General features: G+C 54.8%; 15 protein-coding genes and 1 tRNA gene. 10 read left to right on the forward strand and 6 right to left on the reverse strand.

Going from position 1 to position 22,488, the window contains the following annotated elements:
* Window positions 1-15 precede the first annotated feature (15 nt).
* Together OHL19_RS04640 and dnaK are read right to left on the reverse strand one after the other, a co-directional pair.
* Window positions 16-294, reverse strand: coding sequence for a helix-turn-helix domain-containing protein (locus OHL19_RS04640; protein WP_263356421.1), 279 nt, complete (start codon window positions 292-294; stop codon window positions 16-18).
* Window positions 295-608: 314 nt separating this feature from the next.
* Window positions 609-2,528 (reverse strand): molecular chaperone DnaK, encoded by a 1,920-nt coding sequence (dnaK, locus tag OHL19_RS04645; RefSeq protein WP_263356422.1) that lies wholly within the window; start codon window positions 2,526-2,528, stop codon window positions 609-611.
* 131 nt (window positions 2,529-2,659) lie between these two features.
* Here dnaK and OHL19_RS04650 point away from each other — a divergent pair, with 131 nt between their 5' ends.
* Window positions 2,660-2,974, forward strand: coding sequence for a hypothetical protein (locus tag OHL19_RS04650; RefSeq protein WP_263356423.1), 315 nt, complete (start codon window positions 2,660-2,662; stop codon window positions 2,972-2,974).
* Window positions 2,975-2,996: 22 nt separating this feature from the next.
* Here OHL19_RS04650 and OHL19_RS04655 read toward each other — a convergent pair whose 3' ends face one another.
* Complete coding sequence (locus OHL19_RS04655; RefSeq protein WP_263356424.1) at window positions 2,997-3,620, reverse strand: carbonic anhydrase; 624 nt, start codon at window positions 3,618-3,620, stop codon at window positions 2,997-2,999.
* Between the two features lie 189 nt (window positions 3,621-3,809).
* On the opposite strand from OHL19_RS04655, the gene OHL19_RS04660 reads away from it, so the two are divergent.
* Together OHL19_RS04660 and OHL19_RS04665 are read left to right on the forward strand one after the other, a co-directional pair.
* Window positions 3,810-5,264: an APC family permease gene (locus tag OHL19_RS04660; RefSeq protein WP_263356425.1), complete on the forward strand. Its 1,455-nt coding sequence runs from the start codon at window positions 3,810-3,812 to the stop codon at window positions 5,262-5,264.
* Between the two features lie 42 nt (window positions 5,265-5,306).
* Window positions 5,307-6,719, forward strand: coding sequence for a serine hydrolase domain-containing protein (locus OHL19_RS04665; RefSeq protein WP_263356427.1), 1,413 nt, complete (start codon window positions 5,307-5,309; stop codon window positions 6,717-6,719).
* A gap of 12 nt (window positions 6,720-6,731) precedes the next feature.
* Here OHL19_RS04665 and OHL19_RS04670 read toward each other — a convergent pair whose 3' ends face one another.
* Entirely contained in the window at window positions 6,732-7,220 is a 489-nt protein-coding gene (locus tag OHL19_RS04670; RefSeq protein ID WP_263356428.1) for an SRPBCC family protein, read from the reverse strand.
* Between the two features lie 175 nt (window positions 7,221-7,395).
* Here OHL19_RS04670 and OHL19_RS04675 point away from each other — a divergent pair, with 175 nt between their 5' ends.
* The 6 genes from OHL19_RS04675 to OHL19_RS04700 all read left to right on the forward strand — a co-directional run bounded on the left by OHL19_RS04675 (window position 7,396) and on the right by OHL19_RS04700 (window position 12,117).
* Complete coding sequence (locus tag OHL19_RS04675; RefSeq protein ID WP_263356429.1) at window positions 7,396-7,755, forward strand: hypothetical protein; 360 nt, start codon at window positions 7,396-7,398, stop codon at window positions 7,753-7,755.
* Between the two features lie 186 nt (window positions 7,756-7,941).
* Window positions 7,942-8,595 carry a hypothetical protein gene (locus OHL19_RS04680; protein ID WP_263356431.1) on the forward strand — a complete coding sequence of 218 codons (654 nt, stop codon included), beginning with the start codon at window positions 7,942-7,944 and terminating at the stop codon, window positions 8,593-8,595.
* A 372-nt stretch (window positions 8,596-8,967) separates the two neighbouring features.
* Window positions 8,968-9,795, forward strand: a complete 828-nt coding sequence (locus OHL19_RS04685) for an alpha/beta hydrolase (RefSeq protein WP_263356432.1) — start codon at window positions 8,968-8,970, stop codon at window positions 9,793-9,795.
* Between the two features lie 12 nt (window positions 9,796-9,807).
* Window positions 9,808-11,199, forward strand: coding sequence for a signal recognition particle protein (ffh, locus tag OHL19_RS04690; protein ID WP_263356433.1), 1,392 nt, complete (start codon window positions 9,808-9,810; stop codon window positions 11,197-11,199).
* 20 nt (window positions 11,200-11,219) lie between these two features.
* Window positions 11,220-11,879, forward strand: coding sequence for a peroxiredoxin-like family protein (locus OHL19_RS04695; RefSeq protein WP_263356434.1), 660 nt, complete (start codon window positions 11,220-11,222; stop codon window positions 11,877-11,879).
* Window positions 11,880-12,040: 161 nt separating this feature from the next.
* Window positions 12,041-12,117 (forward strand) — tRNA-Met (locus OHL19_RS04700).
* A gap of 587 nt (window positions 12,118-12,704) precedes the next feature.
* Here OHL19_RS04700 and OHL19_RS04705 read toward each other — a convergent pair.
* Window positions 12,705-16,262, reverse strand: a complete 3,558-nt coding sequence (locus tag OHL19_RS04705) for a TonB-dependent receptor (protein WP_263356435.1) — start codon at window positions 16,260-16,262, stop codon at window positions 12,705-12,707.
* 426 nt (window positions 16,263-16,688) lie between these two features.
* Here OHL19_RS04705 and OHL19_RS04710 point away from each other — a divergent pair, with 426 nt between their 5' ends.
* Complete coding sequence (locus tag OHL19_RS04710; protein ID WP_263356436.1) at window positions 16,689-18,998, forward strand: tetratricopeptide repeat protein; 2,310 nt, start codon at window positions 16,689-16,691, stop codon at window positions 18,996-18,998.
* Between the two features lie 269 nt (window positions 18,999-19,267).
* On the opposite strand, the gene OHL19_RS04715 is transcribed toward OHL19_RS04710, so the two are convergent.
* Entirely contained in the window at window positions 19,268-22,447 is a 3,180-nt protein-coding gene (locus OHL19_RS04715; RefSeq protein WP_263356437.1) for a sensor histidine kinase, read from the reverse strand.
* Between the last annotated feature and the right edge of the window lie 41 nt (window positions 22,448-22,488).

Below are 22,488 nucleotides of genomic sequence, written 5' to 3' on the forward strand. Positions count from 1 at the left end.
AAATTATGAAAAGGGTTAGTCCACTTCGAGTTGGATCACCAGCTTCGCTCCCAGCGCTTCGGCCACCCTTCTCAGTGTTTGCATGCGAGGCTGAGTCTGTCCGCTCTCCAGTCGCGCGATCGCCGACTGAGTTGTTCCCGTTCGCCGAGCCAACTCCGCCTGAGTCCAGCCTTTCTGGAGCCGCATAGCTGCGATTTCGCCATGTAACCTGCGCTCGCCTGTCCCTCCGTTATGCATTCCTTTCAGCAGCTGTGCAAAGGCAGCATCCCGCTCCTCGCGCTGTCGTCTTGTCATAGTCATCGTGTAAGGAATATAGCGCCATTGCTATCAATTTCACGCAACACAAATTGCAGGCACAAAGGAGTAAAATTCGCTGCAAATCGATCCCGAATTAAATTAGAGGGTTGCATCGTGACCGTCTTGACAGCGGCGCACCGCCCGATAGAGCCAAGCAGGATGTTCTACGAGGAACAATGCGTGGAACATAGCAACCGGAAGCAATTCTGATCTTTCAGGCAAACAAAAGGGGTGGGCGACATTGCTATCGCCCACCCCTTTTGCTGCTTTTGTTTTTCCGCTGTTAGGCGGGATTGCCCGGACGGCTAGTCCTAGCTCTTCTTTTCTTCTACGTCTACGTACTCGGCGTCGATTACGCCTTCGTCCTTTTTGGGATCTACTGGCGGTTCGCCGGTTGCGGTTTCGCCTGTTGGGGCTGGGCCGGCGGCGTTGGCTTTGTAGAGGACTTCGGCCATCTTGTGGCTGGCGGCGGTCAGCTTCTCATTCTCAGCCTTAAGTTCGGCTGCGGATGGGGTGCCTTCGAGGAGCTTGCGGGCGTCGCTGAGGGCAGATTCTACCTCGGTACGCTCAGAGCCCTGAACCTTGTCGCCAGCTTCCTTCAGCATCTTGTCGATGTTGTAGACGAGGGAGTCGAGACCGTTGCGAGCCTCAATCTGCTCGCGCTGTTCTTTGTCCTCGGTTGCATGGGCTTCGGCTTCTTTCGCCATGCGCTCCACTTCTTCCTTGCTCAGACCCGAGCTGGAAGTGATGGTGATGCGCTGGTCCTTGCCGGTGGCCATGTCCTTGGCATTGACGTTGAGGATGCCGTTGGCGTCGATGTCGAAGGTGACCTCGATCTGTGGCACGCCGCGCTGCGCTGGAGGGATTCCGGAGAGCTTGAACTTGCCCAGAGTGCGATTCTGCGCGGCCATCGGACGTTCACCCTGAAGGACGTGAACTTCAACCTCGGTCTGCGAATCGGCAGCCGTGGAGAAGGTCTCGGACTTCTTGGTAGGAATGGTCGTGTTGCGCGGGATCATAGCCGTGGCCACGCCGCCCAGGGTTTCAATGGCCAGGGTGAGCGGTGTCACGTCGAGGAGCAACAGGTCCTTTACATCGCCCGCGAGTACGCCTGCCTGAACGGCTGCGCCGATGGCAACGACTTCGTCGGGATTGACGCCGCGATGCGGCTCTTTGCCGAAGAGTTCCTTGACCATCTCCTGGATCTTGGGCATGCGGGTCTGGCCGCCGACGAGAACGACTTCGTCGATCTTGCTGGCGGTGATGCCGGCATCGGCGAGAGCCTTTTTGGTGGGCTCAAGCGAACGCTGCAGGAGGTCGCCGACTAGCTGCTCCAGCTTGGAGCGGGTGAGTTTGCGGACGAGATGCTTTGGTCCGGTTGCGTCCGCGGTGATGAAGGGCAGGTTGATCTCCGTCTCCATGGTGGTGGAGAGCTCGATCTTGGCCTTTTCGGCTGCGTCCTTGAGGCGCTGCAGGGCCATTTCGTTGCCCTTAGAGCTGAGGTCGAGGCCTTCTTCGGCTTTGAATTCGGAGATGAGCCATTCGACGATGCGCTGATCGAGGTTGTCGCCGCCTAGGTGGGTGTCACCGTTGGTGGACTTGACTTCGATGACGCCTTCGCCGACTTCGAGGATGGAGATATCGAAGGTGCCGCCGCCGAAGTCGTACACGGCGATGGTCTCTTCCTTCTTCTTGTCGAGGCCGTAGGCGAGCGCGGCTGCGGTGGGCTCGTTAACGATGCGGCGGACATCGAGGCCGGCGATCTTGCCTGCGTCCTTGGTGGCCTGGCGCTGGGCATCGTTGAAGTAGGCGGGGACGGTGATGACGGCTTCGGTCACGGTCTCGCCGAGGTAGGCTTCGGCGGCCTTCTTGAGCTTCTGGAGGATCATGGCCGAGATTTCCGGGGCGGTGTAGGGCTTGCCCTGGGCATTGACGACGATGTGGTCGCCCTGCTGCTCAACCTTATAAGGAACCATCTTCATTTCATCGTTGACTTCGTCGTAGCGACGACCCATGAAGCGCTTGATGGAGAAGATGGTGTTTTCGGGGTTGGTGATGGCCTGGCGCTTGGCAACCTGGCCGACGAGGCGTTCGCCGCTCTTGGAGAAAGCCACGATGGAGGGGGTCGTGCGCGCGCCCTCTTCATTGGCAATAACTTTAGGCTCGCCGCCTTCGAGGACGGCGACGCAGGAGTTGGTGGTTCCGAGGTCGATACCGATGATTTTTCCCATGGTTGTGTTTACCTGCCTATGTAGATGGACTGCTGTACTTTTCAAGAATGACAGGTGAGTGACTTATTGTCAAGTTTAAGTGAGTGTGTTTGTGTTAGGTTGGCGTGGCTGGTTAGGGGTGATCCTGTTGGGTGGATGTCCCTGGTTGGGTTTATGCCTATGTTGCTTATTTTAAACGGGTTATGGTTTTGGTGATTCTGCTGTTTACTTTGATGCTGAATTGTTCGTGGAAGTCGGTTTTCTGGGTAGTGGGGTCTGGGGGTGATCTTGGCTTTTATTTCGGCTTCTGGGTGCATGGCAAAAGCAGATTCCCTTCGGGAATGACAGCTAGAAAGGCAAGTGCAAGTGCAAGAGCCGGAAAGGCAAGTGCAAAAGCCAGAACAGCAAGGGCAAGTGCAAAAAGCGAAGGCGAGGGCACGGGCGAGCGCGAAAGCGAAAGCAAATGATGAGGCTGGGGGTGCTGGCGGTTTAGTCGGTTGGGGGGAGCAGGGGGAAGAATTTGTCTTCGCGCTCGTTGTAGACGTCTATGTTGCCGGTCATGATGTCGTAGTACCAGCCGTGGACGGTGAGCTCGTGGCGGGCTACGGCGCGGGCTACTGAGGGCTGGGCGTGCAGGTTGGCGAGTTGGGCGATTACATTGCCTTTGATCAGGGAAACGAGTTCGGCGTTTTCGCCGTCGGCGGGGTTGAGGGGCTGGCGATGGGTGAAGGCTTCTTCGACGTGGCCCAGCCATCTGGCGGCTTTGGGCATGAGTTCGAGATCGGGTTTGCGCAGGGCGGCTTTGAGTGCTCCGCAGTCGGAGTGGCCGCAGAGGATGGCGTGCTTCACTTTGAGGGCTTCGACGGCGTATTCGATGGTGGCGGTGGCTCCATCTTCGTCGGTGGAGACGGGAATGACGTTGCCGGCGTTGCGGGTGATGAACAGGTCTCCAGGACCGGTCTGGAGGATGAGGTCGGGGAGGACGCGCGAGTCGGAACAGGTGATGAAGAGATATTGCGGGTTTTGCATCTCGGCCAGGAGATGGAATGTTTCGCGTTTGCGGGGGAAGACTTCATCGTGAAAGCGCTTGTGTCCTTCGAGTAATCGATCCATGTGCGGAACTCCTTCAGTGAGCCAACTTAGCCAACCTATCTTAACGGATGGATGCGGGAGGAGCGGGTAAGGGCGCATCTGAAATGAGACGGCCTCTCGGAGGCGGTGATTGGCGTGGTGGTTACTGGGATAGACTGATCGGAATTGCAGGCTCGATGGGGCATTGAAGCAAGTGGGACAAGGGGATTCGTGACAGAAATTACGGCGGCGGCTGAGGGCGATTTAAAAGCAGGGCATTTGCAGGCAGGGCATGGTCTGAAGCGGGAGTTGAGGTTGCGGGATCTGGTGCCGATGCAGATCCTGCTGCTGGTAGGCGTGAGTTGGGCGGGGATTGCGGCCAAGCAGGGTTCGACGCATCCGATGATCTGGATTGCTGGCTGCATCTTCTTCTTTTTGCCGCAGGTGGCGGTGGTCACGTATTGCGTTCGCCTGTGGCCGATCGAGGGTGGTGTCTATCAGTGGGCGAAGTTTGCGTTGGGGCCGCTGGTTGGTTTTCTTTCGGCGTGGAACTATGCGTTGTATGCGGTGCTGACTGTTTCGCAACTGGGCATTTTGACGGTAACGAGCTTGAGTTATGCGCTGGGGCCAAAGGCGGCGTGGATGGCGGATAGCCAACCGTTGACGTTTGCGTTTGATGGTGTGCTGCTGGCGGGAGTGTTGGCGATCAATGTGTTGGGGTTGCACTTTGGCAAGTGGGTGAGTCACTTCGGCACCGGGCTGATGATGTTGCTGACCTTGACATTTTTTGTACTGCTGTTCTGGCACCCATCGGCGACGGTTGTACATCCCCATGTGAATCCGCAGATGCCGTTTGCGTTTGGGTGGCCGGTGTGGTCGCTGCTGACGCTGAACCTGTATATCAAGGTTGCGTTCAATGCCTATAGCGGGCTGGAACAGGTGGCTGTCTTCGCAGGCGAGACGAAGAATGCCGGGACGACGATTGCGTTGTCAGCGTGGATTGCTGCTCCGGCGGCGGTGTTGATTTATGTGTTGATGACCGGGTCGCTGCTGACGTATGTGCCTGCGGGGAAGATCGATCTTGCAGGGGCGATTCCACAGACGCTGGCAGCGGCTTTTGGTGGCGGTGCAGGGGTCTGGATTGGGCGTGGAATGATCCTGGCGTTGTCGGCGTTTGCGTTCTGTTCGTATTCGCTGATCACGGCGGAGACGAGTCGCTTGCCGATGGTGGCGGGGTGGGATGCGATTTTGCCAACGTGGTTTACGAAGCTTAGTCCGCGGTATGGCACGCCGGTGCGGAGCCTGGTGGTGATTGTGGGGATTGCCGCGGTGGCTGCTGTTACTGCAAGTATGGGGGCGGGACGGCAGGAGGCTTTTCAACTGCTGATTACGAGTGGCCAGCTTTCGTTTGGGCTGTATTACTGCGCGATGTTTGCTGTGCCTTTGTTTACGGGCGCACGGTTTGGAAAGCGGCCGGGACTCTGGCTGAAGGCTTGTGCTGTTTCTGGCCTGGTCATTACGATAGTGCAGTGTGTATTGGCTACGGTGCCGATTGTGGATGTGAACAATACATGGGCTTATGCAGGTAAGGTTGCCGGGACGGGGTTGCTGATCAACCTTGCAGGCATTGGTATTTATTGGCGTGGACGGCGAGCGGTTGGGCGTTCAAGTGCACTTAGGGCGTGACAGGTAGATTGTCTTAGAGAAAGATTGGAGCGGATTAAAAGCATGAAGAAATCGTTGTTGGTAATTATCGGTTTGACGAGTGGCCTGGTTGCCGCTGGTATGACACAAGTTCAGGTACAAGCTCAGGCAGTAGATACGATTGACCCTGTGTTGCGCGGCCGCATCGATCGCATTGCATCGCAGGTGCTGGAGCAGCGTGGAGTGCCTTCTGCTTCGATTGCGGTGGTGAAGGGCGGAAAGATTGTTTACACGCATGCTTATGGGCTTGCGCATTTGAATCCGGATGTGAAGGCAACGTCGGAGATGCGGTATTCGATTGGGTCGGTTTCGAAGCAGTTTACCGCGGCGGCTATTTTGATTTTGCAGGAGCAGGGAAAGCTTTCGCTGGATGATGTGGTGGAGAAGTATGTGCCGGGGTTGACGCGCGGGAATGAAGTGACGATTCGGCAGATATTAAGCCACACATCCGGGTATCAGGATTACTGGCCGGAGGATTATCTGATGACTCCGATGATGAAGCAGGAGAGCGCGCAGCAGATTCTGGATACATGGGCGAAGAAGCCTCTGGATTTTGAGCCCGGGGCAAAGTGGCAGTATTCGAATACGAATTATGTGATTGCCGGCGAGATTGTGGAGAAGGTCAGCGGCCAGAGGTTGATGGAGTTTTTAGGCGAGCATGTTTTTCATCCGCTGGGGATGAAGTCGGTGTGGGATTCGGATGAGACGAAGCTGACTTCGACGGATGCTACTCCGTATGTGAGGGCGGCGCTGGGGCCGTTGCGACCTGCTCCGAAAGAGGGCCGCGGGTGGATGTTTGCGGCGGGTGAACTGGCGATGACTCCGCATGATCTGGCGCTGTGGGACGAGAGCCTGATTGCGCAGACGGTGCTGAAGCCGGAGAGTTATACGCAGATGTTTACCGAGGTGAAGCTGAAGGATGGCAAGGGCAGTCGTTATGGGCTGGGCGTCGAGGTAACGCAGCGGGATGGACGCCGGTCGATTGAGCATAGCGGCGAGGTTACGGGCTTTGTTTCAGACAACGAGGTGCTGGTGGATGATGGCGTCGCGGTTGCTGTGCTGACCAATCATATGGCTGGCGGTGCGGAAGAGATTGCTCAACTTGTGGCCTCCACTGTGGCGGGCGCGGGTGCGCAGACGGAGGCGGAAAAGCAGACGTTGGCGATCTATCGCGGGCTGCAAAATGGACAGATCGATCGGGGGTTGCTGGCTCCCAATTTGAATGACTATTTTTCCGAGCAGACGGTTGGGGATTTCAAAGACAGCCTTGCGCCCCTGGGAGAGCCGCTTACGTTCAAGCAGATGCATGAGGAGCTGCGTGGAGGCATGACTCTGCGCGTGTTTCGCGTGGTGTATCCGGGGAAGAGATTGAGTCTCAGTACGTACACTTATCCGGATGGAAAGCTGGAGCAGTTTCTGGTGTCTCCGGCGGACTGATGGCGCTGCGGTTCAGGGAGTGGTTGCGGGGAGATATTGCTTCCATTCGTCGCTCTCGGCGATCTTCCGGATGAGGGCAAATCTTCGCCTCATGAGGGCGTGGATGTCAGGCGAGAGAATCCACTGACCGACGAGGGCGCCTGCCCAGCCGAGTGGCATGGTGAATCGAAGTTCATCGTGCAGCAGGACGGCGCCGCTGGGCTGTTGGAAGAAGGCATGGTCGTGTTCGAAGGTGGCGAATCGGCCTGCGATCATGCGGTCGCGGAAGAAGAAGGGCGCCTGAAAGTCTTCGATGAGGCTTTCGTGATACTGGGGCAGGCCCAGATGCCATCCCTGCCAGCGCACGGTGTCTCCATTGACGACGAGGCCCGAGGTGCGTCCGCGGACCGGGCGCATGTGGAGTTCGCGTTGGACGATGGCGAGGCTGGTCGAGAGCAGGAAGCAGCGCTCGATGGGGGCGTGGACGGTGGTTTCGTGTTGCAGGGTGAAGAGGCGGGCCATGGTTTCAGTTTGCGCTACGAGAGTTGGATGCAAGGACGGACTACACTGGTCCTCGTTGCGGTTCTGAAAAGGGAAACATTTGGGAACTCACGCAACCCCTGAGAGCAGCTTCAGGCCCCTTCTCGCGTAGTGATCCCCTATTATGTTCTTCAAGTGCTCGTTGTTGGGAGAACCAATGCGCCTGAGTGTTGCAATTCTGTTGTTGCTACTGTCTGCAATGCCGTCGCATGCCGCAGACGCGTGCTTTACAATCCACGGTCGAGCGATCTCATATTGTGGCGATGGGCAGCTTCGGATTTGGCACATTGGAACGCATCACGAGTTTCAGCCGGACGATTCTTCCTGGGCTACCGTGGAAAAGTGGCTTGAGGCCGGTATTCGAGAGCCTGAAAAATCGCAGATGGCCTGCCCTGCAGGGTCGATTTCCCTGGTTGCGGATTTTGTGATCTGTCCGACCGAGCCTTTTAAGAAGGGATCCGTACAGACTGCAAAGATCGTCAGCGCGCAGAATCGGCACTATGTTCACGTTAAGTAGTTCTGTCGCTGCTCGGCGTTTCAAAACGGCTGCGCCGATTTGTATCGAAGAGGGTCCTTTACGGGACTGACACAATATTTTCGAAAAGGCGAATTTTCATGAAGTGCGCGAACTCGTCGCAGCGTGAGGCTTCGGAATTCTCCGAAAGATGAATTTGCCAATAACCCATCTAGCTAAGATGTGTGTATGAAATCTTTGTGGATTGCAGTGATTTTGGCGGTTTGTCCGCTCTGGGCGCCGTTTCGGGACTTCCCACCATACAAGATTTATCAAGGTCTTCTAGGCGAGGACAATCAGCCGATAAGTGGGGCGCGGCTTTGCGCGAATGAGGAAAAGTCTCATTGCTTCGCTCTGGCACATTCTCGCACGGGATCCGATGAAGATAGTTGGCTTTACTATGGCCTTCGTGCCAAATCGCAACGCTTAAAGTTGGCCGGCGGAGGGGGTGTAGTGCTCTTCAATGCCAATTCCGGCGGAGGCAGCGGCAGCAGTGACAGATATGTTTTGCTGCGTTCTGAGCCGGATCGGCAATTCAAAAATCTGTTGCCGGAAATTATCGTCACAAATCAGGCCGACGTCGCAGCGTGGAACCTGCCGACCGTCTCGTCTATGCCAGTGTTTTTAACAGCAGACTATCTTTGGGGAGCGATGGAAGGGCACTATTCGTCGCACTTCTTCGAGGTGCGGATATACGTTTACGATCCGGTGGCGGATCGGTACAAATTACGGCACAAGTATCAGACGGCACATAAGTATCCGGGCATCGATAACTGGGAGCAGGCACCTGAGGTTTTAGATAAGGAAAGAGGCAGGATTCTTGAAGTGTTGAAGGCGCAGTGAGCAGAGGACCTCGGCTAGTACCGCGATCTAGCAACTGTGCAACGACGAGGTAGCATTCTTCAAAATCGGAGTTTTCGGAAGCTTCCGATCGTGCCGCAAAGGGTAAGTTTCGGGACTATTCGAGGGCTGCGAAAAGCGCAGGCTTGCGTGTCCAGAAACTCTGTTCTCACAATGGGGGTATGAGATGCTATGCGCGTGTCGAGCCTCGTATCGACGCGCGTATCTACCGATGACCAGAACACCAGCAGGCAACTCGCCGCGGCGGGCTGTTCGATCAACGTGGGATTCGCGATACTGATATTGGCTTGTGGCGGTCTTGTGCTGAGAGTCAATTGTGCCTGGTTGGTCTTCTGCGGGGATGGGTGGTTCTGAATGCATCGGGTTCTTTTTACGGCGACTGCATTGTCTGTGACGCGGCTTTGCGTGATGAGAGATCTGCGCGCCGGCACGATCACTGCGGGCAATCTTGGCAAAGACGCGGAGAGCCGTGCATCGCGGCATGTTATTCCGAGCGGACGAAATCTACTGGATGCGGTTTTTGTCGAGCGTGCCAACGGGGAGCATCAAGCGGCAGTATTGATCTGCCATGGGATCGGTGAGGTGGTTGAGCACTGGGTTGGGGTGCAGCGGTTGCTGGCGGAGGCTGGCGTTGCTTCGCTGGTGTTTGATTACTCGGGGTATGGGGGCAGTTCGGGATGGCCGAGTGCCGCGCAGTGTGAGCGCGATGCGGTGGCGGCGTTTGCATATCTGCAGGCGCTGGTGCCGGAGATGCCGGTCTCGTTACTTGGGTTTTCATTGGGGAGCGGAATCGCTGCCGAGGTTTTGCCGCAAGTGAAGGCGAATCGCCTGGTGCTGTTTGCGGCATTCACGTCGTATCGAGCGGCGGCGCGGAGCCTGGGGGTTCCGGTGCGGTTGAGGTTCCTGGTGTCCAATATCTGGAATTCGATGGAGAATCTGGCGAGTTGTCCGGTGCCGGTGTTGGTGGTGCATGGGACTGGAGACGGGCTGTTTCCGGTACAGATGGCTTTGGATTTGCATGAGCGTGGCGGGGCAGACTCGGAACTGGTGATTGTGCAGGGATTGGGGCACAGCGAGCCGTTTTACCGGCCGGACCCTCAGTATTGGGGCATGATTGCCAGGTGGCTGACCAGGAAGCGGGCACAGGGCGCCCGATCGGACAGGCAGCCGCGATACACTTAGATTGAGACAATTATGTTTGAGAATTTGACAGATAAGCTGCAGCGCGCCTTTAAGCATTTGCGTGGACAGGGTGTGCTGACTGAAGAAAACATTGGCGAGGCGTTGCGGGAGATCCGTGTGGCGCTGCTTGAGGCCGATGTGAACCTGGGTGTGGTCAAGGACCTGATCGAGCAGATTCGCGTCAAGGCGGTTGGGACCGAGGTGCTGACGGCTCTTTCGCCGACGGAGCAGGTCATCAAGATTGTTCGCGATGAGCTGGTTGCGTTGCTGGGCAAGGACACGGCGCGATTCAAGTTTGCGTCGAAGCCACCTACGGTCATTCTGATGGCCGGGTTGCAGGGCTCGGGTAAGACGACGACCTCGGGCAAGCTGGCGGTATGGCTGAAGAAGGGCGGGCATCGTCCGCTGCTGGTGTCGGTGGACGTGTATCGTCCGGCGGCGCGTGAGCAGTTGAAGGTGGTGGCCAAGTCGGTCGACGCACGCATCTATGAAGGCGATACGAAGGGCGAGGCTCCGGATACGGATCTGGTTCTGCGGCTGGCGAAAGAAGCCAAGCGTGAGGCGATGATTCTGGGCTGCGACACGCTGATCGTAGATACGGCTGGCCGTCTGGGCATTGACGAAGAGTTGATGCAGGAGATGGAGAAGCTGAAGAAGCTGCTGGATCCGCAGGAGATTTTGTTTGTTGCCGACGCCATGACGGGTCAGGACGCGGTGAACTCTGCACAGGACTTTCACAAGCGGCTGGGGCTTACTGGCGTTGTGTTGACCAAGATGGATGGCGATGCGCGCGGTGGTGCGGCGTTATCCATTCGGCATGTGACGGGGCAGCCGATCAAGTTCATTGGCGTGGGCGAAAAGCCGGATGCTTTTGAGCCGTTTCATCCGGACCGCATTACAGGGCGCATTCTAGGCATGGGCGACATGATGACGTTGCTCGAAAAAGCCGAGGGCGCGCTGGATCGCAAGAAGAGCGAGGACTTCGCCAAGAAAGCGCTGATGGGCGATGGGTTTTCGCTGGAGGATTTTCGCGATCAGTTGAAGCAGATCAAGAAGCTGGGCTCGATGGAATCGATTTTGAAGATGCTGCCTTCGGTGGGTCCATTTGCCGGGTTGCAGGAGGCTTCGAAGAATGTAGATGAGAGCCAGTTCTCGCGGCTTGAGGCGATCATCAATTCGATGACCAAGAAAGAGCGGCTGAACGCGGATATCATCTCTGGTTCACGACGGAAGCGGATTGCGGCTGGGTCGGGAACTTCAGTACAGGATGTGAACCAGATGCTGCGGCAGTATGCGCAGATGAGCAAGATGTTCAAGCAGTTCGGCAAGGGCGGAATGGCGAAGAGCATGATGCGCGGGGGCATGGCTGGGTTGATGGGCGGTAAGCAGAAGTTTGGGCGGTAGGCATCAGGAATGACGGAACTATGACGGATCTCTCACTGACTCTGCAGGACCAACTCGACGAGATTACTGCGAATACACGGAAGCTGGTGCAGGCAGATCGGCTTGCTATCGGCGAGCGGGCGCTTGAGGAGTTATTTGCTACCGGTATTGAGGATCGGATTCTGCCGGTGGGGGCGCTGGCGCCGGAGTTTGCGCTGAAGGATTCTTCTGGGAAGCTGGTGCGGAGCGCGGATTTACTGGCGGTAGGGCCGTTGGTGATCAAGTTTTTTCGCGGACGCTGGTGTTCGTACTGCGTGACGGAGCTGGAGACGTATCGCGATCTGTATGGGCAGATTCGCGAGCGGGGTGGATTGCTGGTGGCGATCAGTCCGGAGACGCAGCGGCAGTCGGACTTTGCCGTGCAGCAGCACGGACTGTCGTATCCGCTGCTGTTTGATCCGGCGGCAAAGCTGGCGGAGCAGTTTGGGCTGGTGTACACCGTGCCTGAATATCACCAGCGATATCTGAAGTCGATCCTGGTAAACCTGCCGTTCTTGAACGGTGAGCATAGCTGGCGATTGCCGATGCCCGCGACATATGTGATTGGACACGATGGGCGTGTAGTTTTTGCTGAGGCTCATGCTGATTTTCGCGTGCGTCCTGAGCCGCAAGAAGCGTTGTTGGCACTCTTCGCTGAATAAACTTGAACTTATCCGAAGAAACCATGCGCACGACTTAGGCAATTACCTTTTCTGTGAGGGTAATTATCTTATTTAGCCCAATGTATTCAACGGTTTAAGTTAGATATCAGAGTTAGCTGGCTTCGTTTGACCCTGCCCACCACGCCTTGTTACAATCAAGTTGCGGGGTGGAGCAGCCCGGTAGCTCGTTGGGCTCATAACCCAAAGGTCGTAGGTTCAAATCCTACCCCCGCAACCAATCAAACCTACAATTGATGAAAGCCTAGAAGTGCTGACAGACTCCTAATAGTAAAAAGTGGAGTTTAGGTGCTTGGTTCTATCGTCTTGAGCACCATCTCCAAAACCTTTCCATTTGCCTCTCTCTTCGATGACGACATAGTCTGTCGGCAGATGTTCATCGTCTGGATGGAGGCATGACGCATCAATTCCTGTTGCACCTTCACCGAAGCGCCTGTCTCGTCCTGCCACGAACGGTACCCGCGTAATCGCATGGCAAGTAAACTTTGTCGCAGATAGTCTGTGGGAGGTGGTAGCAGATAAAAGTGATGGGTGTGGGCATTCTCGCCGCACTTGTTTTTGCCGGGCAGATTCTGATACGAAGTGCCGTTGCCTGCGAATCGCTTCAGCGGGCGTTCTTTACAGGGCTTCGAGGTAATTTAGTTCAGGCGATCCGTGTCTTTACTTTTTCTATGAGCTATTGCCAAGAGGTTAAACCTAAACATCCGCGCGACATCGTTCTAATTGTCAGATTTTTGTCTATGGGAGGTTCCCGTGTGCCTGACTGCGACGCGAGGGAACCGCCCATAGGCGTTGGGTTAGGTTGAATTAGAAGAGAATCTTGGCGCCAAACTGGATTTGACGGGGCTGATTGAGGGTACTGGAATTTATCGTTCCATACCCGTCCCATGCGCCTGGTTGATTGGGATTCGAGACGCTTGTGACTCGCTGAGGCGCCTGGTTCGCATTGCCACCGTTCAATCCGAAGATTGGAGTGTTGGTGAGGTTGAAGGCTTCCGCTTTGAACTGCAGCTTTGTTCCCTCGGTGAGTTTGAACATTTTCTCGAATCCGAGTGTTGTCTGCTGCGCCCACGGATTGCGAACGCTCTCTGTAGTGGGCAGAGCTGTGACGGTCGTATAGGGAGCGAAAGACTGGAAGCAGCCTGGGTTGGTGTTATTCAGGTAGCTTTCTGATGTGCGGTGTTGCGACACAATGTTGTAGTTTCCGCAGGTATAGGTGTAGTTGTTGGGATACGAGACAGCCGTACCGCCATCGTTAGTGAAGATCCACTCCAATTGCCAGTCGTTTAGAAGCTCTCCTACCAGGCCATGAGCACTGCTGGCTATCAATCCACCCTTGCCGATAGGCAGACCATAGAGCCCGCTGAATGCAAAGTCCCAAGGACGATCGGTTCCATCAATGGCCTTGTAGGGATTTGGATCGACTAGCCCGGCATTTCCGTTATTCAGGCGATTGGTTGCAGAGAGAGTCTTCGACCAGGTAAACGAAGTCAGCATGCTGAGCCCCTTGATCAGGGCTCCGTTGCCCGACAGGCGCTTCTCTAGCTTGGCGACCATCGAGTTGTAGTCCGTATAGCCTTGAGGGTCTGCATAATCATAGACGCCCCCTGACGGTCCCGAAAATTGCGGATACGGAGTCAACAGATACTGCTGCTGAATCGTTGGGCTGGAGGCGAGTTCTGTCGCAGAGGAAAGTACTCCATAGAACGGGTTAGGGACATTTTGTTGCAACAGGCCGGGATTGGCGTGGCCTGCAGCCCACTCAGCTGGAGTAAGAGAGTTGAGTTGAATCCCAGCACGCAGGCGGGTTGTGTGAGTGCCTACGTATTCGAGATCCCAGATAATTCCCAGTGGTGCTTCGCCCTGGAAGCCGAAAGAATACTGCTGTACCCGTGGAATCTTGCGATCTCTGCGGTCAAACGACTGTGCGCTACCTACGCCCGAAAGCAGGCCCTGCGTGTTTCCTGGAGGCGTGATAAAGCCGCCCGGATAGGGTGTACCGCTATTGAAGTAGGGGCTAGGGGTCAGGCCGCCGTCTGTTGAATCGGTGTAGTTGGTGGTTTGCTGCCAGGTGGATTGGGCTCCAAGCTCAATTCCCAGAGCAGTACCCAAACCGTAGCCACCACGCATCACAAGACGCGGGCTTAGTCCAAGCGATACACCTACCTTGGGCAGGAGGGTACCGAAATAGTTCTGGTATGCCGAGAGTTTGTTGCTGGCGAACTGTAGACCACCAAGGAGCGGGTTAGGCAGGTTGGGGAATTGCGCGTAGTCGATCTGATTTGTGAGGGGATTGGTGCAAGTGGTGCAGAAGCCCGCGGTAAGGCGGTCGTTGCGATCGTGCGGAGAAGACTCCGTCTCCCAGCGCAGGCCGAGATTGACCGTCAAATTGCGGCGGAGCTTCCAGTCATCCTGTACGAAGCCTGCGTAGTAGTTATAGCTCTCGTAAACCGATTCGAAATCCTGAATGGAGCCGTTTTCCGGAATACCAAGGAGTAACTCCGCGATTGCGTCGCCGTCATTGTTCCCCTGGTAGGGATTCTGCTGCGTAAGGCTTGACTGAAAGGTGAATTGACCGTTCGGCTGGCCGATACCTGTCGGTACGTCGTGGAAGAGCATGAACTCAGCGCCAAAGTGGAAAGTGTGAGATTTCAGGGTCCAGATCAGCGATGGTCCCAGATCGTAGGTTTCAAAGAGACTCGGCGAGACAGTATTGCCAATGATGTTGGCAGTACAGCAGTTGTAGATGTTGATCTCGGGAGGGAGATCGAGCGAGGTGGTCGGGATGGCGGGCATATTCAGGCCCAGGCTCTTGGCCGTGAAACCAGGGTACGCTCCAGTGGCGGCTGCACCGTCAGGGCTGACGTTCCAAGCGCGATTGAAGGAAAGACGTACGTCGGAGAGGATGTTCTGAGTGAAAGTGTGGGTCAGATCGAGAATCTGGGTCAGGGAAGAACGGTAGTTGTTGATGTTGCCCTGCGCAATTTCTCCTGGCAGACCAGAACCGTTCTGGAATTCTGTTCCAGACCACCACGCAAACATTGCATACAAGCGCGTTTTGTCAGTAAATACCTGATCTACCCTGGCGATAGGCATTTTGTATTGATATTTGCCTGGATCGACTAACACATAGTTGCTGGAGTAGCCGGGACGATTGGGAGCTGGATATAGCTTGGCAATATTCAGACCAATCGCGCTGAGTCGGTTCGCAGGGATTGTGTTGTTCGGGAATGGATCGCGCACATATTGGTTGCAGGGATTTTGACCTGCAACGGCGCAACGGGTTGTCTGGGGATCGTAGATATTGGTTTCGTTGACAGCTGCCAGGTAATTGGAAAGATTGACGCTGCCGTCCGGCCCAGGGAGCATGTCGGCCGTAAATGTTCCGGTCTGTGCGCTGGTTGGACGAATCTCGTTGTAGCCTTCGTAATTAAAGAAAAAGAAAGTCTTTTTCCGATAGACGGGGCCGCCTACCGTGCCTCCATATTGATGTTCGTTATGGAAAGGCTTCGGCAGACCTTGCTGGTCGTCCTGGTACATATTGGCGTCCAAAACCGCGTTGCGCCAGAAATCGTAGAGGGTGCCGTGGAAGTTGTCGGTACCACTCTTCAGCACAGTGTTGACAGTGCCGCCAGCTTCGCGGCCGTACGAGGCATCATACGTATTGGTCATCACCTTGAATTCGTCTACCGCATCGATGCTCGGAGCGATGTTCCAGGTTCCGGCGCCGCCGCCGCCTTGCTGGGATACTGGAGCGCCGTTCAATGTGAACTGATTGTAGTTGCCCGATTGACCGTTGATATAGATCTGGTTGGTTTCATCCCATCCGCGTGTGCCGGAGAAACCGACAGTGTTCTGTTTGACGCCGGGGGTGAGCGCGAGCAACTGATAGACTTGGCGCCCGTTCAGCGGCAGATTCTGGATTTTTTCAGGATCCATTACTGTGCCGACTGAGGCGTCTGCCGTGTTCAAACCGGCTGAGTTCGCCGCGACGGTTACCGTTTCGGAGGCTTGGCCAACCTTCAGGCGAAAATTCAGGGTGATTTTTGCGGCTACATCTATATGAACGCCGTCCTGGGTTTGAATGCCAAAACCGGAGGCTTCAGCTTGCACTGAGTAGAGACCGAGTTCGACGAAGGGAATTGTAAAATCACCGTCTCGCCGGGTGATCGCAGAATAGGTTTGCTGTGGACCTTTGGCTGTCACCTTCGCGCCCGCAATTGCGGCTCCAGATTGATCCGTCACCTGTCCAAAGATGGTTCCTCGATATTCCTGTGCTCTGCCGTTCAGGGCAAGCACGAAAAAAAACATAATGAAAAGACCTATGCGGGTACGCATATATGTCTGTCGTTCTGAATTGTGCATTTCCCAGCCTCCAAAAGTTCTACGTTACAGGTGCTTCGAAACGCCATAATTGGCATTTTCGTGAGGCAACTATAAGGATTGAAGAGAGGTAAAGTACTGAGGAACTCTGAAATATTTATGAAATCAATGCAAAAAACATGAAACTTGCCGATAACCAAATCGGATTTTACGCGGAATATATAAAAGTTTACCCCTGAATCGGTGAATTTAGGCTTTTTTGATCATTTTGATGCTGCAGAGGTAGAAGCCCCACGCGGCGATCTTTCTTCAATTTGGATCTCGCGATTGCCATTACCCTGCCAAATTCCACCCTACTGGATTGGAATGAATTTCAGGTTTAAACTAATGTTATTGTCTGCCTGCGCCGTGGCCTACGGTGCGGCATCATATTTTCCTTCCCCCAACCAATGTGCAAGAGGTTCTGCATTGAGTATTGCTCCAAATCATGGGAACTACTTTGATTTGGCTCCTACCATCGCTTACAGTGTTGACGGAATAGACATTGACATCGCTCGTGGCTGTGTCAAACGTCTGGGTACGGAGCATTACCCACGGCGTCAGACTTTTCATGTGCTTTTGTACCTGCTCAAAAATCATGGGCATCTGGTCTCCAAAGAAGAGCTGACCACTGAGATCTGGCAAGATACGGCAGTCACCGATAATGCACTAGCGCAGTGTATCGCCGAAATCCGAAAGGTTCTGGGCGACGACTCTCGCAATCCGAAATACATCAAGACTGTATCCAAGGCTGGTTATTGTTTCGTAGCGCCGGTGAAGGAATTCTTTGAGAGCAGATTCCCCCTCCAGGAGCTGCCCGGTGTATCTGTTTCCTCGCCTCTGGCTGAGGTCGCACAAATCTCTCCCGTGGTTCCAGAGGTCTCCCGACCGTCGAGCAAGCCCTCCATCTTCGTCTCATATTTCCCTCGCTCTCCCAAATCAACGGCGTATTTCCTGCTTATCATTTGCGTTTTGCTGCTGGTCGCGGGTTGGATGGTCTGGCTGCGCTTGAGGCCGGTCCCGATGGAAACGATGGTAGGGAATCTGAATAATCGCAGTCTGGCGGTGATGTACTTCGAAAATGAAACTCAACATCAAAACTATGACTGGCTGAGGCAAGGCTTTACGGACATGATGATTACCGATCTGTCCCGTTCAGGACAGCTTCATATCCTCAGCCGCCAGCAGTTATCACAGCTAGTGGGCTCAGAGGGAAAGGATGCGGAGGTCTCGCCAGATCAAGCCATGCGAATCGCGCAGTCGGTGCGCGCTGCGGACTTTGTCACGGGCAGCTTTGCCGAGATTGACGGGCACTTCCGAATCGATATTCAGCTTCACGATACGAGGAATGGACAGATCGTTTTTGCCGATCACAGCATCTTCGAGCATTCTAGTGAACTTTTGAGCCAAGTCGATGTACTCGCGGAACACCTGTCCAACGCCATGGAGTTGAATTCTGTTCCAAAACCCAATCTCGGCGAAGCAATGACGAAGAATGTTGAAGCCTATCAATACTATTCTCTCGGCGTGCAAAAGGCGCAAGAGTTCGAGAATGCCGAGGCTCTGATCCTGCTCAAGCAGGCTGTGGAATTCGATCCACAGTTTGCCATGGCCTATGCCAGAATCGGTTATACCTATGCTCTCTCCGATATTGCCCCAGAAGAAGGTCGGCCATATTTAGAAAAAGCTCTGCAGCTCTCAAGTCATCTTTCAGAAAAAGATCGTCTCGATGTCAGCGCCTGGTATGCCATAGCCAGAGCCGACTACGGCACGGCCATGCAAACGCTCAACAAGATCAACCAGCTTTATCCAGAGGAAATCGAGGCCTATTGGCGTCTGGCGCGACTTCTGCGTGCCGAAGAACGGCCAGAAGAAGCTATTGCTGTTCTGCGACGCGGCATTCAGGTGAACCCAAGTGACAAAGACCTCAACAACACGCTGGGGTTTGTCCTGCTAAGTATGCATCGCTATAGCGAGGCGATCGCTGCTCACCGGCACTATGTTGAGTTGGCTCCCAATGAGCCGAATGCCCACGATAGCCTCGGCATGTCGTATCAGCAATCCGGTAATTATGCGACAGCCCTCTCCGAATACAATAAGGCTCTCGCGCTCGATCCGGACTTCGAGCCTTCGATTGTCCATCTCGGCGACGCCTATTATCAGACCCAGCAATACGGAAAAGCCATCAATCAATATCTGCGTTATATCCAGGTAGCCCACACAACAGGCGCACGCGCATTGGGTTATGGCAATCTCGCAGCAGTCTATTTTGCGACAAACAGAATGGGTGATGCGGAACAAGCCGCGGCTAAGGAACTCAAAAATGACCCTAGATTTGTCTGGAATTCTCTGGTCATCGCCCTGAAGAAATCTGACGCAACGACAGCAGGCCGTCTGGAGCGCGTTCTGTTCAAGGAGATTCCCAGCCAGGAGCGCGGCGCACCCGGCAATCAGAGAACCCGATTCTATTATCAGGGCTACATCGACATGCAGAGTGGAAAGACCCAGAAGGCGTTGGAGGATTTTAAAGCCGCGTTGCAGCATCTCCCGCCGAGTTCAAGCATGGACTCCTATGAAGACTGCCTAGCGAATGCCGAACTGCAGCTTGGGCATTATCAGGAAGCAGAAACGGAATACAAGCGGATATTGCAATTTGACCCAAACTATCCGTTAGCCCGCCATCATCTGACGGAGACGGAAGCGCATCTGGACAATCAAAAGAACGATATATCGAAGTAAAGACATACTACAGATTGCGTGCCACACACCTCTTCTTTTATTCCAGTTTGCATCAATTCCACTGATGTTGAAACCCATTAAAGAATGACTCGTTGTGGTTGGTTGCCTGTAACTCCGCAATAACTAGCGAAGCTAAATTAAGTTTTGAACCTTGCCCGTCAATGGCTAGGTTTTTAGTTCCTTTGATTAACAGGTGGTTTGCGCTTGAGGGTTTTGGCGCTATGAAGTTGTAAGTGGCTGTTGGGAAAATTATCGCTGTGTGTGCCTGGTCACAATGTCTTATCGTCTCCGCTGGCTGGGCGATAGAGTCTCCGGAGGTTGGCCAGGATGCCGGTGTCGGGATGCAGGAAGCTCACGCTGCCGGGCACGATCACGGAGATATGCGTTCCGGATTCAGGGGAACTGAGGATCGTCAGTTTTCCCTGGATGCGTTCAGCGCGCTCGCGCATGCCTTGCAAGCCATGATGGCCCTCTTTTCCCTTTGTGGCATAGGCTGGATCGATGCCGACCCCATTGTCCCGTATACGGATCGTCAGGCTCTGGCTGTAGGTCAGGTCGATGTTCAGACGGCTTCCGCTGGAATGGGATTTTGCATTCTGGATAGCTTCGGCTCCGATTCGGTACAGTTCATCGCGAACGATCGGGTGCAATTCTCGTGCACTTCCAATGACTGAAACCGAGATTGTCATCCCGTCGGGCACAGTTCCACTTTCAGCAACCTGTCGTAGTGATGGTCCAAGCTCGTTTTTCAATGTCGTCGAGGACCGCAGCGAGTTCAGTGCAGCGCGGCCTTCCGCGATCGCCTGCTCCAGCCAGCCGGAGACTTGGCCTAAGGCGCGGTGCATCTTCTCTGCGTCCAGCGGTTCCTCAAGACCGTCATCAACGACGAATTTGCTGCCTTGAATCGTCTGAAGAAAGGTATCGTGGAGTTCTCGTGCCATGCGCGTGCGTTCTGAGAGTCGTTCGTCAAAGCGCGCGGCGCTCGCTCGCTCCATTTGCCAGACACGGATTCGATAGAGGCTCCATACGCTGACAATTCCGAGAGCGATGCACAAACCAAGAAACCAGTGTGTCTGATACCAGGCTGGCTCGATTGTAAAATCCACGGAGTCGCCCACTTCATTCCAGACTCCGCCGTCGTTGCTAGCGGTGACGTGGAAGCGGTAATGACGTGGACTAAGGTTGGTGTAAAAGGCTTGGCGACGCGTTCCGACATCTTGCCATTCCTGGTCGGATCCTTCCAGCTTGTAACGAAAATGAACGCGTTCTGGAATGGATAGATTGGGTGCGGTGTATTGAATCTGGACGTTCGTAGTACCTGCTGTGAAGGTGACCCGGCCTGCACCTTCATGAGTCTGATTGCCGGAATCGACCGATCGAATCATCACGGATGGCGGAGTTGTATTGCGCAACAGGTGTTTCGGATCAATCTGAAAGATTCCTCCCATCGTCAGGAACCATAGTCGTCCATCTGTACTCTCCACTAACGTGGGGACTGGTCGAAACTTCACGCCTTTGCCCGAGAGACCGTCCAGAACACCGAAGTTTTCGCAATGCATGCGATAGGTGGGATCCGTGATGGCGCGGCCAACCTCGGCAGCGGATATGTGGACGATGCCGGGCTCGGCATTCATCCATAAGTCACCATTCGAAGTTTCGACGATGCCGGTTATGTTTACGAATGCATCGTTTTCGTCGGCGAGCAGCGGCTGAAAACGGTCATTCCTGAAGAGAGAGAGTCCACGCTCTCCGCCTACCCAGAGATGCCCAGCCCCTTCCGCCATCACCTGGCCACTTGTAATTTGAGGCCCGTCCGTGGTGGAGAACCTTCTGACGTGATCTCCATCGAGTACGGCCATTCTTAATGTGTCTTCTTTGCCCTCCGGATAACCAAACCATATCCGGCCGCTGGAGTCGGGGAAGATGAACATGACGCTTGCTCTCGGCAGGCCCTTTTGATTGCCTAAGAGGGCCCATACGCCATCCTTGAAGCGGTACACTCGGCCCTGGATAATCGCGACCCACAGCCCTCCGAAATGATCCAGGACAACGGCCTGAACACCCTGCGGAGGGCTTTGCTTTGGGAAGGGGTATCTTGCCAGCCGGCCCTTGGTGTAGCTGGAAATTTCACCATAGCCGCCCATCCACAGGGTTCCATTTGGGTCACGATCAGCGGCGGAGGGATTCATATCGAGGGGTTGGCTCGTTGCTGTCAGTCCGTGGAGATGAAGCAGGTAATGATGTGGATAGCCTTCGCGGAAACTCCAGACATCTCCATTGGTACCTTTAGTCAAAGGCGTATAGCCGCCAAAATCGGTGATTGGTACAACATCGGACTCACGGAAACGGTCCACTCCAAGATTTGAGGAAAACCAGAGATTGCCGTCGCGGTCTTCCATCTGTGCAGGGCTCGTGGCTTCACCGGTCAAGCCGTCTGCCTGGGTAAAGCTTTCGAAGGATGGCTTTTTAAAAGGGGAGGGCTTATTTGTTTCCAGAGGTTTTGGATCGCGTACGCGAAAAAGGCCGTCCTTGCTGGTGGAATTAATCCAAAGGCCGCCTGCATGATCGACCAGGACGGTGCTTCCACCCATGATTTCATAGACCTTTGGAAGGCGCTTATCCTCTATTCCCGACTCTGGGGACATAGGTCGGATCAAATGAAGTTTTCGAATCCTTGAGGTACCTTCGTCCTGAGCCGCCCACAAGGTTCCATCGGGGGTTTGCCCTATGGAATTGATATAGCCTGCGTGGTCTTTATATATGCGGAAAGTTGTTTCGCCTCGAGGAAGGAAGAACAGCGTGTCTGCTGAAGAGACCCAAAGGGTTCCGGCACGATCGACAAAGAGTAGCTGGGCTGACTTCGCAACAAATCCGGAGTCCTTCTCAATGCGATGCCAGCGCGATCCGTCAAACCTGACGAGTCCAGCAAGAGTGCCCGCCCAGAGAGTGCCTTGTTGATCGACTATGAATTGAAGGACAGTAGTTGTCGGCAGTCCTTTTGACTGATCGTAAACGACGGCATGCCCATCCTTCAGGAAGACTGCTCCGCCCCAGTTGAGGCCGATCCAGAGGCCCCCATCGGGTGTAGCCATGAGAGCTCTAGCATCGCCAACGTGGGAAGTAACATCGGCGGGCAGCGAATAGGGTTCGAAGCGAATTCCGTCGAAGCGATAGAGGCCATCGTAGGCGGCCATCCACAGAAAACCGTCCGTCGTTTGTGCAAATCCGAACATCGGCGAAGGCGCGCCGTCTTTTGCTGTCCACCTCGAATGTTGGAATTGAAAGATAGTTCGCTCGCTCCGTTGTGCAGGCAGTGTCCTGGAGCAAACGATGCTGAGTAGCAGAATCAGGATTATCTTCGCAACGGAGATCGGTTGCATCATGGTCGGAGGAGACGCAGGCCCTGATGCCAGCGCCTTCACTCGTACCGATCGTTGAAAAGTCGTCAATGTTGCCCCTCAGTTTATTCCTGGAAGCGAGGTAGTCAAAA

The sequence above is a fragment of the Acidicapsa ligni genome (assembly GCF_025685655.1).
Lineage (GTDB): Bacteria > Acidobacteriota > Terriglobia > Terriglobales > Acidobacteriaceae > Acidicapsa > Acidicapsa ligni.

Excerpts from the sequence above, each read along its gene's own strand:
- ffh (WP_263356433.1), top strand. The coding sequence starts at position 9,808 with ATGTTTGAGAATTTGACAGATAAGCTGCAGCGCGCCTTTAAGCATTTG.
- OHL19_RS04675 (WP_263356429.1), top strand. The coding sequence starts at position 7,396 with ATGCGCCTGAGTGTTGCAATTCTGTTGTTGCTACTGTCTGCAATGCCG.
- OHL19_RS04655 (WP_263356424.1), bottom strand. The coding sequence starts at position 3,620 with ATGGATCGATTACTCGAAGGACACAAGCGCTTTCACGATGAAGTCTTC.
- OHL19_RS04705 (WP_263356435.1), bottom strand. The coding sequence starts at position 16,262 with ATGCACAATTCAGAACGACAGACATATATGCGTACCCGCATAGGTCTT.
- OHL19_RS04695 (WP_263356434.1), top strand. The coding sequence starts at position 11,220 with ATGACGGATCTCTCACTGACTCTGCAGGACCAACTCGACGAGATTACT.
- OHL19_RS04670 (WP_263356428.1), bottom strand. The coding sequence starts at position 7,220 with ATGGCCCGCCTCTTCACCCTGCAACACGAAACCACCGTCCACGCCCCC.
- OHL19_RS04680 (WP_263356431.1), top strand. The coding sequence starts at position 7,942 with ATGAAATCTTTGTGGATTGCAGTGATTTTGGCGGTTTGTCCGCTCTGG.
- dnaK (WP_263356422.1), bottom strand. The coding sequence starts at position 2,528 with ATGGGAAAAATCATCGGTATCGACCTCGGAACCACCAACTCCTGCGTC.
- OHL19_RS04685 (WP_263356432.1), top strand. The coding sequence starts at position 8,968 with ATGCATCGGGTTCTTTTTACGGCGACTGCATTGTCTGTGACGCGGCTT.
- OHL19_RS04665 (WP_263356427.1), top strand. The coding sequence starts at position 5,307 with ATGAAGAAATCGTTGTTGGTAATTATCGGTTTGACGAGTGGCCTGGTT.
- OHL19_RS04640 (WP_263356421.1), bottom strand. The coding sequence starts at position 294 with ATGACAAGACGACAGCGCGAGGAGCGGGATGCTGCCTTTGCACAGCTG.